Below are 16,133 nucleotides of genomic sequence, written 5' to 3'. Positions count from 1 at the left end.
CGCTTATAAAATTTTATCATAAGATTCGGAATTATTTAACATTTGTTTCTGTGAGAAATAGAAAAAGCCCCTATCGGAAAATCCGATAGGGGCGAAAGAATCGGGTTACTACCTTATTTCACATCTAAATCAACATTTAAATTAGATGTATTTCCAGCTGCATCTGTTGCTACAATGTGAATTATATTTTTACCTTCTTGTAATTGAGTACGATCTAAATAAATGCCGTAATTTTTCTCCCAAGGATTTAGGAATGCACTTTCCCATACACCATTTCCGTTGATTTCATACTGTAGTCTCACTGGAGTTCCAGGTGCTACCCAACCAGATTCTGTCATCCAATCTAGTAAGATATCATCCACTTTTCCTGTGATTACAAGGTTTTCTTGGTCAATTTCGTATGTTAACTTAGGTGCAGTTCTATCAAGAAATACAGCAGCTGTTTGTTTTGTTTCCCCACCAGAATTAGAGGCAACTGCTTCGATTTGGTATAGACCGTCAGCTAACGGAGTACCATCTGCTTTTGTACCATCCCATTTGAAAGGTTTATATCCAGCTGTTTCATTTTTAGCTTGATGGATAATCCCTTGGTACGTTACACGTTCTTTTGTAACTAAATTTGCATGCAATGTTACATCATCCACAGGTGCAACTAAATAGTAGTTGATGAGATTATCGTCTAATATTTGGTCACCATTTGGACTAAATGTAGAATTAATAATTTCGAGTCCATCTATACGTTTGTAATCTTTAGGATCGATACTAAATGTAAATGGAATGCGAGTTTCTTCCTTCTTACCTTGTTCTTTTATATACACATTTCCAGTATAGACACCTTGGGGTAGCGAACTATCGACAGTGATAGTAAATGGTTTTTCGGTACTACTATTCGGCTGTATGCTAATCGATGAAGGTACAGAAGTTTTTACTTTTGTTTTTGTGTTTGTATCTAGCAATTCCACACGAGTTGAAAAACTTTTCTTTTTACTAGATAGATTTTGTAACGTAATATTTTGCGTCAGTTTTACTTTACCACTGTTTGGCTTAATAAGACCGAAGCTCACATTGTTAGGTTTGACTAATACATCTGTTTGAGCTGCTTTCGGGATGTTAATTAAACCAGATCCTTGTGTCATAATAGGATATGTATTTTCATTCACATCTTTTAAAGTTTTTGCGGTATTGGCAAGGGATGCTTTTAATTGCTCTGTCGTCCAATCAGGATGCATTTGACGCAAGAGGGCAACCGCTCCAGCTACTTGTGGAGCAGCCATACTTGTACCATTATGAGATTCATAGCCGCCTCTCGGTACTGTACTCGTAATTTGTACGCCAGGTGCAATTATATCTGGTTTTATAAGCCAACTTCCTTGTGACGGACCTCTGGAACTGAAGTTAGCAATCAATTCGGTTGGATTTGGTTGGCCAATTTTTATATTTTTCTTACGCTTTGTAATTAAGTTTTTCAACTCTTCACCGTTTATATTTGATAATTGCATAACTGGAAGGGCTAGATTTTCACGCATAAAATATTCTGGCATAATATTGATTTCTTTTTCTGTAGAAATGAATAGTACACCAACTGCACCAGCTTGTTTCGCTTGTTCTGCTTTTACTAACGTACTAGAAGTACCTTGTAAAACAAGTGCAAATTTCCCTTTCACATCTTGTTTTGCATAATCACTTGGATTACCATAGCCAACGTATACAAGAGGGGAATCATTTCCTATTGGGAAATCGGACTTTGATAACGGTAACCCTTGATATGTTTTGCTGGAACCAGCTACTTGGAACGTTGGAAACGGAATAGAAACAGTAGATGCTCCAACTGATATAACGCTGCTTGCATTTCCAGGTGCATCAACAGACCAAGGATGTGGGCCATCATTTCCATTTGAAACAACTGCAGTAACCCCAAGTTTTGCTGCACGTTCTAATGTTAATGTTACAGGCTGATCAGGTGTATTTAAGCTTTGTCCAAGAGATAAATTTAAAACGTCAGCACCGTCTTGGATTGCTCGTTCAATACCTTGAATGATATCTTCTGTTGTACCAGTTCCACCATCATTCATTACACGATAGGCTAGAATAGAAGCATTTGGAGCAACGCCTTTAATTTTTCCGTTACCAGCAATAATTCCAGCTACATGAGTACCATGTACGTTACCATCCATTGGATCGTTATCTTCATCAACTGTGTCATATCCACCGATATAATTTGCTTTTAAGTCAGGGTGTGTATAGTCTACACCAGAGTCGATAATCGCTACTTTCATACCTTTTCCATCAAGCGGTTTGCCAGATGGGTCTTTTAAATTCCATGCTTCAGTTGCACCAATTGTCGGTCCGCCGATATTTGGTGCCTCTTCATTAGTAGTGCTTTTTGATGTTTCATGTAATTTATATGTTAAGTTCGGGTAGACTGCTTTTACTTCGGGTAAAGAAGCAAGAGCGGTAATTTGATCTCCAGGAACTGAAATAGAGAATCCAGAAAATAACGTATTATACACTTCTTTAATTTTTGCACCAGGTGCTTTTTCTTTTATTTTCTTAGTCGTATCTTCTTGTGCTTTTTTAAGCTCGGTATGATAAGACTGTGCATGATTATTTTGTAAATCTGGAGCATGCTGAATGTTACTTTGTGAAGCGAGTGGAGCATGTTGTAATTCTACAATGACAGAAATTTCTTTTGATGTTTTTGTTTCAACATTTTGCGCAATTTTGTTTTCTCCCCATTGTTCAATGTTCGCTTTTAACTGTGGACTAAATTGTTTCTCCTTTTGCAGCGATTCAGCATGTGCGCTTAAAGTTCCAAAACTGGAAAAGACGAGCGCCATACTTAATAGTGTAGATGTAGTTTTTTTCATTGAAACTCCCCCTAATAAAAAGTGCTAATATTCCGAAAAGTAATCTTACAAATTGATTTGGAATTACATAATCGGATGTTAGCTAAACTATATTTTCGACATAATTCATACCAATCCTCTATGAATTTAAAATTTCTTGGGAAATTTTTTCTGATTATGTCGAATGGGTATTTTTTACATATTGTAGGTGGACATTGAGGAATGCTATGAGGGAAATGGAGGGGTGTTATGAAACGGTTCATAGTAAGCGTTGGTACAATGTTAGTCGTATTTTTATGTTCATCCATTAATAGTAGCGCAGAAAATAATGAAGCGAAAATTGCTTTTATTCGTCATCATGACCTCTGGATTAAAGTTGATGGAAAAGAAAAACAACTTACAAAAGGAGAGTATATAACAGGGCCAAAGTGGTCTCATGATGGAGAGTGGCTGGCATATGTAAAAGGAAAGAAACAAGGTAGTCTTGAGTTATATCGGCTGAAAGATGGAAAGAAAGTTACGCCGTTTCACTCAGAAGCATCGAATTATCAATGGTCACCAACAGAAAATATAATTGCATTTATATTTACAGGTACATTACATACATTTGATGTAGAAAAAAAGAATACAGATTTTGAAAATGTATCGGCAGGTGTAGGAGATTATGCATGGTATCCTGATGGAAAGAAGTTTTTTGTATCCTCTGAAGCACACTTACTTCCAACAGGATGGACAGGGGCTCAGCTATATGAAGTGCAAAAAGATGCACATATGAATCCTCACAAAATGAAGCATTTGTATGCATTACCAAATGAACATGATGATTTCCTAGCATTAGTTGCAAGTGGCTTTCAGTGGTCGCCAGATCAAAAGTGGATTTCATTTTTAGCAGTACCGACAGCTTCATGGTCAGCTGATAGCAATACGCTTTGCTTAGTTCGTGCAGATGGTAGTCGTTTTGAAAAGGTAGATCAAATGTTATTAAACACACAATGGTTCAAATGGGCGCCAGCCAACAATATATTGGCCTATATTGAAGGAAGCGGGAGAGTTGCGTTAGAGAATAAACATTTAAAAGTAAAAGAACTGCCAGCACTTCAGCAGAACACATTTACGCCGCAAGGATATGTTGATTGGGATTTTGCATGGAAGAACGATAACGTAATTATCGTCTCTCGAGCAAAAGAGGGAGGATTTGAAACATTGCCAGAAAAAAGGCCACTACCATCTTTATATGAGGTTGATAGTACAAGCAATGTACAGCATCGAATCACAAAGCCACCTCATAAGCAGGGTGATTATCATCCAATCTTTATGAAGAAGAGCAATCAATTAATATGGATACGTTCAGACCGTAAGAAAGCAGATGTATGGCTTGCTCATAGAGATGGAAAGCATGAAATGAAGTGGATTGAAAATATAGATGTACCAGAGTGGTATTATGAGAAATGGAATTGGGGAAATGTTATATCGGTGAAATAACAATAAAAAATCTGCCTAAAAGATAATTTTAAGCAGATTTTTTATTATTATTTATGCGTTTTATTTGGCTTCTTTTTCGCTGGGTTTCCGTTTCCCTGACGTTTTCTATTTTGTTCATCTTTTGCTTGTTTTTCATGCAGTGTATCTAAAAAGTCATTCGAGTTACTCATTTTTCTATCGCTCCTTTCCTTTCATCTTGTCCTAATTACTATAACCATTTAGGAGGATAATCATGAGATAAAAAGTTAAGCGCTTAATTTTCTTCGATAGTATACGTAAAATATGCCATACGTAATAAATAGCATAAATAAAATTTGTAACTCTACATTTTCTTTTAAAATAGTTGCGACAGAAGTTGGTAAGTATGGTGATGTATTACTCGTTTCTATACCTAACCATTTGTTTAAGAGATTAATGGTACAAAACATAAAAACACCGGACCAGCTTGCAATGATTGCCTTTTGCTTAATTTTTGTTTCGCGTTCATCATCTGTAATCCAAGGGTTAGCAGTTTTATCACTGCTAAAAAATCCGTTTATATATCCCCATATAATCATGCCAATTAAGATGGTTAGCCATTTCATATGCATGTTTCTCCTCTCTCTTGTAAAAAGTATTTTACACATATAATTGTAATGTTTTCCAATTCGTTGTGTCAAATATTTTTTACATATCGATGTTTCATATAGCAGGAATAAAGGATGGAATAGGGAAGAAATATGTAAGAGGATTTTATAGTGAGAGGAGGATGGGTATGAAACTCATCTTTGTTCGGCACGGTGAAGGAGAACATACAAAAGATTTGCCGGCAAGTTTAAAAGTGCTTCATCCACCATTAACGGATGAGGGAAGGAATCAGGCTGGATTCATTCAATACAATGTACCATTACAGGAAACGGATATATTAATCGCTAGCCCTACAATTAGAACTTTACAAACGGCGGCGATATGGAGTGAGAAAGTAGCTTGTCAAAAAATCGTCCATCCATATGCATCCCCACGTATTTTTCCTTATCGAGAAGGAGCAAAAACATTACCATGTGACCACATAGTAGATCAGGGGGTAATAACAAATTTATTTCCACATTTTCTGATAGAGAAAAGTACAAATAAACAGCTATGGACGGAAGGTATAAATACTATTCCAGAGAATCGTTTTCAGCAAATCGTAGATGAATTTCTTCTTTGGTGTTGTCAGCTAGGCGCTGAAAGAATTTGCATTGTATCTCACGACGGGACAATTACTGCGTATCGGCAATATTTACAAAAAGTCGTTTTAACTAGAGCTGATTTTTTGCAAGAAACGGGTATATATGAAATGGATGTATCCCTTAAAATTTTGATTGAGGAGATCTAATTATAGGATGGTGGGTGTATGTGGAATGTTGCACTAGTAGTTGGCTTTAATTCTGATTTAGAGGCACAATCAATCCGAGCATCACTTGAATACTTTGGGGCGAAAGTTATAACGTACTGGATTAGTAGACCGAAAGAATTCATCGATATTCTTTCTGGAAAGGGTTTATATAACGATATTAATTATGTCGTCTTTTGCTTTCATGGTGAGGAAGGCAAGTTTGTCATGGAAGAGTTAGGTGAAGATATATATGAACAAGATGAACCGAGCGGATACTTTGGTGCAGAAGAAATTTATAAATATGCAAAATTGCATAATACAAATATTGTGAATAGCGGGTGTACGTTAGGGGAGAAAAAACTAGCAGAATCTTTTTTACGCAGTGGAGCGAAATCGTATATTGGATCGATAGATTATGTAGATGCAAATGCAGCACTTATGTTTACAATACGCTTATTTTACGGGCTTATTAACCATGAAAAAACGTTAGGAGAGGCTTTTGAAGAAGCACGGTTAATTGATAAAGAGACACATACATTTCGATTATATAAGTAGTGTGAAACACGTTTATTCTATATTCGAATAAACGTGTTTCACATTTAACTCACATTTTTTTTACATTTTCTTCAATGAAAACCATTATCACTTATGGTATGATATGTTCAAGTTTTTACAGGTAATAAAAGTTACTATATAAACGTTAGTTTTTGATGTTTCCTACACATTTCACGAATTATTCATAATTAACATTTTAAAAAATAAGTAACTAATGTTATTTTATAACTTGTAACTAACTTAATTACAAATTTAGGAGGAATATATGGTTATTCAATTTTTAAGAGAAAACAAAGCAGTTTCTTTTGTGTTAGCGGTAATTCGAGTGTATCTTGGTTACACATGGTTAATGGCTGGAATTGGAAAACTACAAGGGAAAGGATTCGATGCAACGGGTTATTTACAAGGTGCAATTGAAAAATCTAAAGGAGCACAACCGGCTGTTCAATCTTGGTGGGCATCATTTTTACAAGATTTCGCAATTCCAAACGTTGATCTATTTAATACACTTGTAACGTGGGGAGAAATTTTAGTCGGAATTGGTTTAATTGTAGGCTGTTTAACAAAAACAGCGGTCTTTTTCGGTCTTGTAATGAACTTTTCCTATATGTTTAGTGGGTCAATTGGTGTGAACCCTGAAATGGTTATCTTATCTATGTTTGTTCTTGTGTCCGGTATGAACGCTGGGAAATTTGGAATAGATGGTTTCGTTATTCCAAAAGTATTAGGTTCAAAAACTCAAAAACGCCAAAAGCAAGCTGCTTAATATATGAAAGCGGGTATCTCAAAATGAGATACCCGTTTATTTTTCAGTTATTATAGGGTTTTTGCCAAAGAAATCTTTCACATACCCTACAAACTCCTGTGGTTCCTGACGAAATGGTGCGTGATAGCCTTTCTCGATAATATGGAAAGTGCTATTTTTTAAGAATTGATGATACGTTTCTCCTTCTTTCCACGAAACGCTACTATCATTTCTTCCCCATATAATTAAGGTCGGTTGTTTTATTTCATTTGCGTTGATTTGAAGACGTCTAGGCCATAATTTCATTTTATTGTAATGCTCTTCATCATTACGTTTAAATTTCACTTTGCTCTCATCATAATCTGCAATGGCAGAAACGGTATTTAAATCAGTCGACAACTGTGGTCTTGGTGATCCTTGTTTATTAACGAGTGTATGAGGACCGCCCGTAGCATCAGTTAAAATAAGGTGGGTAACGGATTCTGGATATAAATATGTTAAATTAAGAGAAATTTCTCCGCCCATTGAGTGGCCCAATATTGCAAACGAATCGTAACCTAGTTTTTTCATTAATTTATAATACAAATTTGCATGAGTTGGGAAAGAATAATAAAAATCCATCGGCTTAGATGAGCGCCCGAATCCTAAAGCATCTACAGAAATAATTGTATGATCTTTTGCTAAGTCTGAGTAAATCTTTTGAAAACCATCTGACGATCCTCCAAATCCATGGATCATAAGTAAAGGTGGTTTTTCATTGCCAATCTTTTTGAAGTAAATGGTTTGACCATCTATTTCTACCATTTTTTCCTCGGTAGCTAGTTTTGCTGTAAGTGTATTTTTAACTTGTTTTACTTGTTCTACTGGCTTTTCTGCTGCACTACATCCTACTAATAGTGTAAGAGTAAGACAACCTACCATAAAATAGCTAAATCGCTTCAATTAGGTGTCCCCTTTCTAACATAACGCTGTATCTATCATAGCAAATAGCATATTACGATTTCCAGGAAGTTCGCTACCATTTTTTATCATAAGAGGTGAAAGGAGCGTTTCTTGGAAATTTTCTATTTGAAGAAATTTGCGAAATGAAAATTGTGAATGTGGGACATCAATTCTTACTGTACCATTCCAACATTCACATATGTTTTGTAGTAATTGAATAGCATCTTCTTCTCTTTTGGCGATAAGTGGATTGATACATAATATATTATCTTTTTGTATGCATAAGGAAAAAGCTTCTATACAGTTATGTCTCTCAATTTTAAAAGAGTGGCTCGTTCTTGGTAATAGTAATGAATAAAGTAAAGAACGATCGGCACCAGTTGTAATTTGATCGAGGGAAATAAGCGATATAAGATCTTTTTCTTTTATTTGTTTTGTATGAGTGATATGTGTCTTAGTAGTTTGTTTTTCAAAACGATGAATCGTCGTTACTGTTTGAAATCCGCATGATGTATACAGAGGCTCGCCAGCTTTTGTTGCAATAAGTGCAATTGGTTGTTTTGTAAGAGTGTGTTCTAAGCAGTGATTAAGCAAAATACGCCCGATGCCTTGTCTTTGAAAATGAGGATGGACGATTAACATGCCAATAGTAGAAAAACTTTCTTTAAAAGAAAAGACTCCTCCAGCTGCAATCAGTTTATTTTCATGCATATAACCGACAAGTGTACCGAGAGAAAGATACATTTCGAATTGTTTTTTCATAAATGCTTTATTTTGTAACCATCCAATAGCTTTACAAAGGTCGAGTAAATCAAAAATAAAAGATTCATCAAGCTTTATTATTTTCATAAATGCTCACCACATTTCTATTAATTTGCATAAAAGTAGATGGAAAATGTTAAATAAGAGATTTACGTTAAATGAAATCCAACTTGTTTATATTTTGATTGTAAAGGTGAAGATGGTTGATATGAAAAGACAAACTTATACAAATTATAACTGATATTTACATAAGTTAACAAAAAATTTACATATAACTAATTTTCTCTTAATAGTCTTCTATTAAATTTGATAGTGGGAAATGAATAACCTAATTAGGGGGACAAGACAGTGAAAAAGTTTGTGAAAAAAGCATGGCCATTTGCAGTTGTGGCATCATTAGCAGTTACTTCGGTAGCAACATGGAATTTTACACGTTCTAGTGAAGTGAGTGCAGATGAGAACGGAAGCAATGCAAAGATTAAAAATGTCATTGTATTAATTGGGGATGGTATGGGCCCTTCATATATGACAGCTCACCGTTATATGAAAGATAATCCAAAAACTTTTGAGATGGAATCTACAGAGTTTGATAAACATCTTGTAGGAACACAAAAGACATATCCAGAAGATGAACATGAAAATATCACAGACTCTGCATCTGCAGCAACAGCTATGTCAGCAGGAATTAAAACATATAATGCGGCAATTGCAGTTGATAATGATAAAGCAGAAGTGAAGACTGTTCTTGAACAAGCGAAAGAAAAGGGGAAATCAACAGGACTAGTTGCTACTTCTGAAATTACACATGCAACACCAGCTGCTTTCGGTGCGCATGACATTAGTCGTAAAAATATGGACGCAATTGCAAATGATTATTTTGATGAGAAAATTAAAGGGAAGCATAAAGTAGATGTTATGCTTGGCGGCGGCGTAAAAAACTTTGTTAGAAAAGATCGCAATCTTACAGAAGAATTTAAGAAATCTGGTTATAGTTACGTAACAGATCGAGATCAATTGTTAAATGATAAAAATGATCAAATTCTTGGTTTATTTGCACCAGGCGGTTTAGATAAAATGATTGACCGCAATGAGAAGACACCTTCATTAGAAGAAATGACAAATGCAGCAATTGAGCGTTTGAACAAAAATAAAAAAGGTTTCTTTTTAATGGTTGAAGGAAGTCAAATTGACTGGGCAGGACACGATAATGATATCGTTGGTGCAATGAGTGAAATGGAAGACTTTGAAAAAGCATTTAAAGCTGCGATTGAGTTTGCGAAAAAAGATAAAAATACGTTAGTTATTGCAACGGCAGACCACGCTACTGGTGGATTATCTTTAGGTGCAAATGGTGAGTATAACTTTAAAGTAGATCCAATTAAAGCTGCAAAACGCACACCAGACTTTATGGCAAATGAGATTGCAAACGGTGCAAATGTAGAAGAAACATTGAAAAAATATATTGATTTACAATTAACACCTGAAGAAATTAAAGCGGTAAATGATATTGCTCCTTCAAAAGATGTAACAAAGATTGATAATGCGATTGAAGATATTTTCAATAAGCGTTCGGTTACAGGATGGACAACAGGTGGACATACAGGAGAAGATGTAAACGTATATGCATTTGGCCCTGGTAAATACTTGTTCTCTGGCGTTCAAGAGAATACAAATATCGCGAAACGTGTCTTTGATATTGTTGGCGGTGGCGACCCGAATAAAGGAAGACGCTAATTATAAACGAAAGTGAGGCGAAATGCCTCACTTTTCTTTTTAGGAGATGGGAAGATGAGAGCTTTTTTCAGGGGGATAGGACCCTTTCTAATAGGTGTATTATTGCTAGTTGGATGTCAATCCAAAGAGAATCAGATAGAACAAAAAGCTACTACAAAAGCTGAAGGAAAGGTACAAATAACGAAAGAAGAAGAGAAAACGATTCAAGGTGTGATAGAGAAATTTGTACGGACGACAAATGAAAAAAATCTTACTGAACATATGGAGTTATTTTCAAAGAACATGCCTAGTGCTGAAGACTTAAAAACGCAAAAAGAAGCAGCTTTTCAAAAGGGAAATAAAAAAATTGAATTGGAACATATAGACATAAAAGCTAGTAAACCAGGATATGTTGTTGTTGAAACAAAAGAAAAGGAAATAGATGGAGAAATCACTCTTCAGAAAAAAGTACAGTATGCACTTGGAAAAGAAGAGGATGGCTGGAAAATTGAAGAGGTTCGCACGATAGAGAAGAAATAAAGTGAAATTTTCCGTAAATAGCGCAAAAAGGTTCTCATTGACGAGAACCTTTTTTTATAGTGGTAACATAATTTGATCTGAGCATGCTTCGATATCATCAATATCTTGGCGAATGGTTGCCATTTTATTATCAAGATCTTCAGCTTTCATTGCGGCATCATGTAGTTCATCTTTTAAATACTCAGGTATTTTTCCTTCATATTTATAATAAAGTTTATGTTCTAAACTTGCCCAAAAGTCCATTGCGAGCGTACGTAACTGAATTTCTGCAAAGACTTCTTTTGTACCAGAATTCAGTGATAAAGGATATTTAATAATCATGTGTAAACTTTTATATCCATTTTGTTTTGGATTAGCGATATAATCTTTTACCTCTATGATTTCCATATCTTCACGCTTTTGAATGACTTCTTTCAAATGATAGATATCTTCTACGAAGCAACATGTAATACGAATGCCAATGATGTCTTGTAAATGCGTTTGCGCATTTTCAACTGTCGGTAATAAATTTTTACGCTCAAGTTTTTTAATAATACTTTCAGGTTGTTTTAATCTTGTTTTTATATGTTCAAACGGGTTGTAATCCTCTAAAAATTGGGCTTCCCGGTTCATAATTTCAAATTTAGTTTTTAACTCTTCTAAAGCAAATGTATATGGTAGTACAAAAGCTTTCCAGTAGTTAACTGTTGATTGATTATATTCCATTTATATACACACCTTTTCCTATTTACAAGTGAGGTTGTTATTATACTAAACACCAAATCATGTAGGCGCAAGCAGCAAATGATGAGATCATAAAGCGATATTTAGTTTTCATACTTTCAACTCCTTTCCAATAAAAATTCTATATGAATAAACGTGATTGTTAATAAATTCACTATGTACAATTCCTATAGTAATAGATTCGTGTGAATTTCGTATGAACTAATTGTTTCAGCTTTTTGTCTTTTTTTGCAATTGACAAATAGAATGAAGTTATATAATATTTAAATCGTAATCATTACGTTTTAGTTTGCGATCTTTAAAAGAAAGGAGAATTACATATGCGTGTAAATATTACATTAGCTTGTACAGAGTGCGGTGATCGTAATTATATTTCTAAAAAAAATAAACGAAACAATCCAGAGCGCATCGAACTAAAAAAATATTGTCCACGATTAAAGCGAGTAACGTTACATCGTGAAACGAAGTAGAAGACTAGAGATATCTCTAGTCTTCTTTCGTTTATCCCGCTATTTGCCCGTAAAAGCCCGATTGGTGAGGGCTGATTAAAGTTTCACTTTATATTTCTTTTGTTTGTTATAATTACCTTAAATTGTAATAAAGGGAGCGGTATGATGAATCAAAAAGATAAAGAAAGAAAAGAGCAAGTGGCTCATATTATGGACATTCCAGATGATTATAGGCTTGTTGTAGATGATCAAGAAGGTGTGGATGACCCATATCATCTATTATGGTGGGAGCATAAAGCGGATGAGGAGAAAACAATACAGATTACGTTGAATAGACATACTGGTAATTTAATTGACTTTAGGGTAGAAGAGGAGGATTCTTTTTCAAGCGGTGAGGAAGTGATAGAGGATAATAAAGCAAGAGAGATTGCAAATACATTCTTAAAAAAATATACAAAAGAAGGATATGAATTTTATACATATGTAACTGTTAAGGATGATTGGCACGGTTGGAAAGAAGTAAATTATATGCAAGAAGTAAATGGCTATCCATTGCCGAATACAGGGTGTGTTGTGCAAGTTCACTCTTCAGGAAATGTTGTGAATTTCCATTACAATGGACAAAAAGCGATAGAGAAAAAACCATCATGGCCAAGTGACATTGTTGAGAAGAACGTCGTTTTAGAAAATTTGAAAGCTAGACAAGATATGAGACTTGTATTTGTAGATTTTACATACTCTTCATGTGAGTATGAAAACGGGGAAGAAGTAAAAGGGTACCATCTTGTATATGAACCAGAGCCTAGTCATGCATGTATTGATGCAAGTACAGGTAAAGATTTATATGGGCCAGAACATTATAAATTACCGCCAGCAGTAGTTGTTGAAAAAATAGAAAAAGGTAGCCGGCAAGATGACATATTCGTATTATTTGACTGGGATAAAGAAAGATTTGCAAAAGTAGATGAGACGGAAAATGATAATGAAATAAGGATGAAATTTGTTTTGAAGGGGGAATTACAAAAACAGAAAGAAGAAAAGAATCCATATTTAATGAATGAATTCTTTAAAAAGCATTTACCGATGCTGAAATATGATAATTTAGTCAGCGTTACAATTGATAAATTAACCAATGAATTAACTGGTTTTATAAAATTGACAGATGATAAAGAAGTAAAGCAAATACTGCCTAGAGAGGAATGTTTACAAAAAGCACTTCAATTTTTGGAACAAGTTATTCCAGATATCACACAATATCTGCGTCTTTGGGAGGAACGTGAAGAAGCTGAAGATGGGATTGAAAGATTTATTTTTTCTATATATATAAATGATATTCCGGCAGAGTATAACCAATTTATGATTAACATTAATGCGGAAAACGGTGCTGTGATGCACTACTCTGGAGAGTCTAGCAACCTTATAAAAAAATTACTTACATACGAAACAACACCAAAAGTAACGAAAGAAGGAGCGTTAGAAATATACAGAGATGCTATCCGAGTTAAATTAGAATGGTCTATAGATCATGATGTAGAGGAAACGATATATCAATTGCTATATAAACAAACAACGGATGAAAATCATAAAGAACCCTTCGACTGTAGTCGAGAAATTCGTTATATTGATGCGCATACAGGGGAGAAAATTTGGAGTAAATAAACTTTTAAATAGGGAAAAAGGTCTTCGAGAGAAGACCTTTTTTAGAAAGAACGATTATTCTTCGTATGTATCAATTTTATATAACCACTTCTGTACACTAGCAGGCGGTCCTTCTGTTCTCCACTTTATTGTACACATTCCACAAGAACAGTGAACTTTTCCTTTTGCAAAAATACCGGCAATTTCAGGAGTATATCCCCATGCGTGTTTTGCAATATTCATTTTTCGACGCATTGTACGTTGACGTTGGTGTCTTGTATAAGCACGTGTTCTTTCAAATTTCATATTTGTAATCCCTCCTTGTAGTACAAGTAGCTTGCAAGAGCGTACAAGGAGTTCATCTCTTACAAGCTACTCAGGTACAAGAGGGAAATGAAATATTTCATATTCCACTCTCCAATCTTTTGTTTAAGTATACGTAGTGAAGCTTTATGAGACAATTATTATGCTTAAAAACATACGGGAATGATATCGTACAGACACAAACAACCTCATGCCCACATACACTTAGTAAAGACCACTATTTTGGCGGAGGTGAAAGGTTTGAGTCTATTCGCCGCAATTGGATATATGGTTCGAGAAGTGTTTGTTTTTGTTTCTTATGTGAAGAACAATGCGTTTCCGCAGCCATTATCATCAGACGATGAGAGAAAGTACTTAGAGTTAATGGAGCAAGGTGATGCTCAAGCGAGGAATCTGTTAATTGAACATAATTTACGGCTTGTAGCTCATATCGTTAAAAAATTTGAAAATACAGGGGAAGATGCAGAAGATTTAATTTCAATTGGTACAATCGGGCTCATTAAAGCAATCGAGAGCTATTCGGCAGGAAAAGGAACGAAACTTGCAACATACGCAGCACGCTGTATTGAAAATGAAATTTTGATGCATTTACGTGTATTAAAGAAAACGAAAAAGGACGTTTCACTTCATGATCCAATTGGGCAAGATAAAGAGGGGAATGAAATATCGCTTATTGATATATTAAAATCGGAGTCTGAAGATGTAATTGATATGATCCAGCTTAGTATGGAGTTAGAAAAGATTAAAGAGTATATCGATATTTTAGACGAACGAGAGAAAGAAGTAATCGTGAAGCGTTTTGGACTGGGGCTTGATAAGGAGAAGACGCAACGAGAGATTGCGAAGGCACTTGGTATTTCCAGAAGCTACGTATCAAGAATTGAAAAGCGCGCTTTAATGAAAATGTTCCATGAATTTGTAAGAGCAGAGAAAGAGAAAAAAGCAAAAGAATAATGTACATTACAAGCAGCTGTATTTTAAAATGGGCTGCTTTTCTTTTTGGAAATAAGGAAAGAAAAAGAGTTGTGTTCAGAAGAAATCCATGTTCACTGTTGAAAATGACGGATTCTATCTGTAATATTAGAAGGTGCTAAACAATTTAAGAATGATACCGTACTTAGTTTTCTGCATGTATAATATGGCGGTTCTATATGATATGTGGGAATAAGAACTAATTTTACATATGATATAGAAGGAAAAGAAGGGGAAGCTAAAGTTATAGACTGATTAGGAGGTTCCGCAATTTGCGACGTACATTATATCGACTTATGATCGAACTTACAAATGGTCGTTTTACTTCTTATATATTACGTAAATTTGCACAATCTCGTTTGAGCTCTATCATTATTCCATCGTATGCGAAAGTATTTCAAATTAATCAAGATGAGATGGAAAAGGGTTTGAAGGAATATAGAACATTGCATGAATTATTTACACGTAAGCTAAAAGAAGGAAAGCGTAGTATTGATACAGATGCATCGAGTATCGTTAGTCCTGTTGATGGTGTTTTTGCTGATCACGGTCCTATTGAGGACACAAAAACATTTGATATTAAAGGCAAGCGTTATTCGATTGTGGATATGCTAGGTAATGAAGAACGTGCACAGCGATATGCAGGTGGTACATATATGGTTATTTATTTAAGCCCAAGTCATTATCATCGTATTCATAGTCCGCTTTCTGGTTCTGTGACTGAAAGATTTGTACTCGGTAGAAAATCATATCCGGTAAATGCAGCTGGTATGGAATACGGGAAAGAACCATTGTCAAAAAACTATCGCTCCGTTACAGAAGTGAATAGTGACGGTGAACATATGGCGCTTGTAAAAGTAGGAGCTATGTTTGTAAATAGTATTGAGCTGCTGCATGAAAGAGACACTGTTCAAAAAGGTGAAGAAATGGCATACTTTACATTCGGTTCAACAGTTGTGTTATTGTTTGAAAAAGATATGATAGAAGTAGTGCAAGAATTGAAGAGTGGACAAGAGCTTCGCCTTGGTGAAAAGATTGCTACTCGATTGGCTCATAAGTAAAAAAGATTTTATAACTGTAAGCAA

The 16,133-nt window shown here is 35.0% G+C and carries 17 protein-coding genes; 10 read left to right on the top strand and 7 right to left on the bottom strand.

The features are described from left to right. Nucleotides 1-113: 113 nt before the first annotated feature. Nucleotides 114-2,867 carry a S8 family serine peptidase gene (locus tag NLJ82_RS21175; protein WP_000754187.1) on the bottom strand — a complete coding sequence of 918 codons (2,754 nt, stop codon included), beginning with the start codon at nucleotides 2,865-2,867 and terminating at the stop codon, nucleotides 114-116. 228 nt (nucleotides 2,868-3,095) lie between these two features. On the opposite strand from NLJ82_RS21175, the gene NLJ82_RS21170 reads away from it, so the two are divergent. After that, nucleotides 3,096-4,328, top strand: a complete 1,233-nt coding sequence (locus NLJ82_RS21170) for an eIF2A-related protein (RefSeq protein WP_000819448.1) — start codon at nucleotides 3,096-3,098, stop codon at nucleotides 4,326-4,328. Between the two features lie 47 nt (nucleotides 4,329-4,375). On the opposite strand, the gene NLJ82_RS21165 is transcribed toward NLJ82_RS21170, so the two are convergent. Next, nucleotides 4,376-4,498 carry a DUF4023 domain-containing protein gene (locus tag NLJ82_RS21165; RefSeq protein WP_000071861.1) on the bottom strand — a complete coding sequence of 41 codons (123 nt, stop codon included), beginning with the start codon at nucleotides 4,496-4,498 and terminating at the stop codon, nucleotides 4,376-4,378. A 75-nt stretch (nucleotides 4,499-4,573) separates the two neighbouring features. Beyond that, nucleotides 4,574-4,912 (bottom strand): hypothetical protein, encoded by a 339-nt coding sequence (locus NLJ82_RS21160; protein ID WP_000871756.1) that lies wholly within the window; start codon nucleotides 4,910-4,912, stop codon nucleotides 4,574-4,576. Nucleotides 4,913-5,082: 170 nt separating this feature from the next. Between NLJ82_RS21160 and NLJ82_RS21155 the strand changes: the two genes are divergently transcribed. The 3 genes from NLJ82_RS21155 (at nucleotide 5,083) to NLJ82_RS21145 (ending at nucleotide 7,006) form a co-directional block, all read left to right on the top strand. Beyond that, on the top strand, nucleotides 5,083-5,685 hold the full coding sequence (locus NLJ82_RS21155) for a histidine phosphatase family protein (protein WP_000766606.1): 603 nt from the start codon (nucleotides 5,083-5,085) through the stop codon (nucleotides 5,683-5,685). 18 nt (nucleotides 5,686-5,703) lie between these two features. Then, entirely contained in the window at nucleotides 5,704-6,240 is a 537-nt protein-coding gene (locus tag NLJ82_RS21150; RefSeq protein WP_000267387.1) for a hypothetical protein, read from the top strand. A gap of 265 nt (nucleotides 6,241-6,505) precedes the next feature. Then, nucleotides 6,506-7,006 carry a DoxX family protein gene (locus tag NLJ82_RS21145; RefSeq protein WP_000236600.1) on the top strand — a complete coding sequence of 167 codons (501 nt, stop codon included), beginning with the start codon at nucleotides 6,506-6,508 and terminating at the stop codon, nucleotides 7,004-7,006. Nucleotides 7,007-7,042: 36 nt separating this feature from the next. On the opposite strand, the gene NLJ82_RS21140 is transcribed toward NLJ82_RS21145, so the two are convergent. Together NLJ82_RS21140 and NLJ82_RS21135 are read right to left on the bottom strand one after the other, a co-directional pair. Continuing rightward, entirely contained in the window at nucleotides 7,043-7,927 is an 885-nt protein-coding gene (locus NLJ82_RS21140) for an alpha/beta fold hydrolase (protein WP_000819828.1), read from the bottom strand. 15 nt (nucleotides 7,928-7,942) lie between these two features. Continuing rightward, nucleotides 7,943-8,776 carry a GNAT family N-acetyltransferase gene (locus NLJ82_RS21135; RefSeq protein ID WP_000691513.1) on the bottom strand — a complete coding sequence of 278 codons (834 nt, stop codon included), beginning with the start codon at nucleotides 8,774-8,776 and terminating at the stop codon, nucleotides 7,943-7,945. 261 nt (nucleotides 8,777-9,037) lie between these two features. Between NLJ82_RS21135 and NLJ82_RS21130 the strand changes: the two genes are divergently transcribed. Next, on the top strand, nucleotides 9,038-10,423 hold the full coding sequence (locus NLJ82_RS21130) for an alkaline phosphatase (RefSeq protein WP_000714927.1): 1,386 nt from the start codon (nucleotides 9,038-9,040) through the stop codon (nucleotides 10,421-10,423). 54 nt (nucleotides 10,424-10,477) lie between these two features. Beyond that, nucleotides 10,478-10,942, top strand: a complete 465-nt coding sequence (locus NLJ82_RS21125) for a hypothetical protein (protein WP_001201014.1) — start codon at nucleotides 10,478-10,480, stop codon at nucleotides 10,940-10,942. A 54-nt stretch (nucleotides 10,943-10,996) separates the two neighbouring features. Here NLJ82_RS21125 and NLJ82_RS21120 read toward each other — a convergent pair whose 3' ends face one another. After that, a complete protein-coding gene (locus tag NLJ82_RS21120; protein ID WP_000456217.1) occupies nucleotides 10,997-11,647 on the bottom strand; it encodes a GTP pyrophosphokinase in 651 nt (216 codons plus the stop codon). Nucleotides 11,648-11,985: 338 nt separating this feature from the next. Here NLJ82_RS21120 and rpmG point away from each other — a divergent pair, with 338 nt between their 5' ends. Together rpmG and NLJ82_RS21110 are read left to right on the top strand one after the other, a co-directional pair. Then, entirely contained in the window at nucleotides 11,986-12,135 is a 150-nt protein-coding gene (gene rpmG / locus NLJ82_RS21115) for a 50S ribosomal protein L33 (protein ID WP_001265617.1), read from the top strand. A gap of 144 nt (nucleotides 12,136-12,279) precedes the next feature. Then, nucleotides 12,280-13,773 carry a YcdB/YcdC domain-containing protein gene (locus NLJ82_RS21110; RefSeq protein WP_001072073.1) on the top strand — a complete coding sequence of 498 codons (1,494 nt, stop codon included), beginning with the start codon at nucleotides 12,280-12,282 and terminating at the stop codon, nucleotides 13,771-13,773. 54 nt (nucleotides 13,774-13,827) lie between these two features. On the opposite strand, the gene NLJ82_RS21105 is transcribed toward NLJ82_RS21110, so the two are convergent. After that, a complete protein-coding gene (locus NLJ82_RS21105; protein WP_000667453.1) occupies nucleotides 13,828-14,058 on the bottom strand; it encodes a hypothetical protein in 231 nt (76 codons plus the stop codon). Nucleotides 14,059-14,316: 258 nt separating this feature from the next. Here NLJ82_RS21105 and sigK point away from each other — a divergent pair, with 258 nt between their 5' ends. Both sigK and NLJ82_RS21095 read left to right on the top strand, forming a co-directional pair. After that, nucleotides 14,317-15,030, top strand: coding sequence for an RNA polymerase sporulation sigma factor SigK (gene sigK, locus NLJ82_RS21100; RefSeq protein ID WP_000051382.1), 714 nt, complete (start codon nucleotides 14,317-14,319; stop codon nucleotides 15,028-15,030). A gap of 290 nt (nucleotides 15,031-15,320) precedes the next feature. Then, complete coding sequence (locus NLJ82_RS21095) at nucleotides 15,321-16,109, top strand: phosphatidylserine decarboxylase (RefSeq protein WP_001254997.1); 789 nt, start codon at nucleotides 15,321-15,323, stop codon at nucleotides 16,107-16,109. Nucleotides 16,110-16,133 lie beyond the last annotated feature (24 nt).

This window comes from Bacillus paranthracis (assembly GCF_024296885.1).
Classification (GTDB): Bacteria; Bacillota; Bacilli; order Bacillales; family Bacillaceae_G; genus Bacillus_A; species Bacillus_A paranthracis.
The sequence above is the reverse complement of the archived record's forward strand: the minus strand, read 5'-3'. Positions and strand labels throughout refer to the sequence as shown.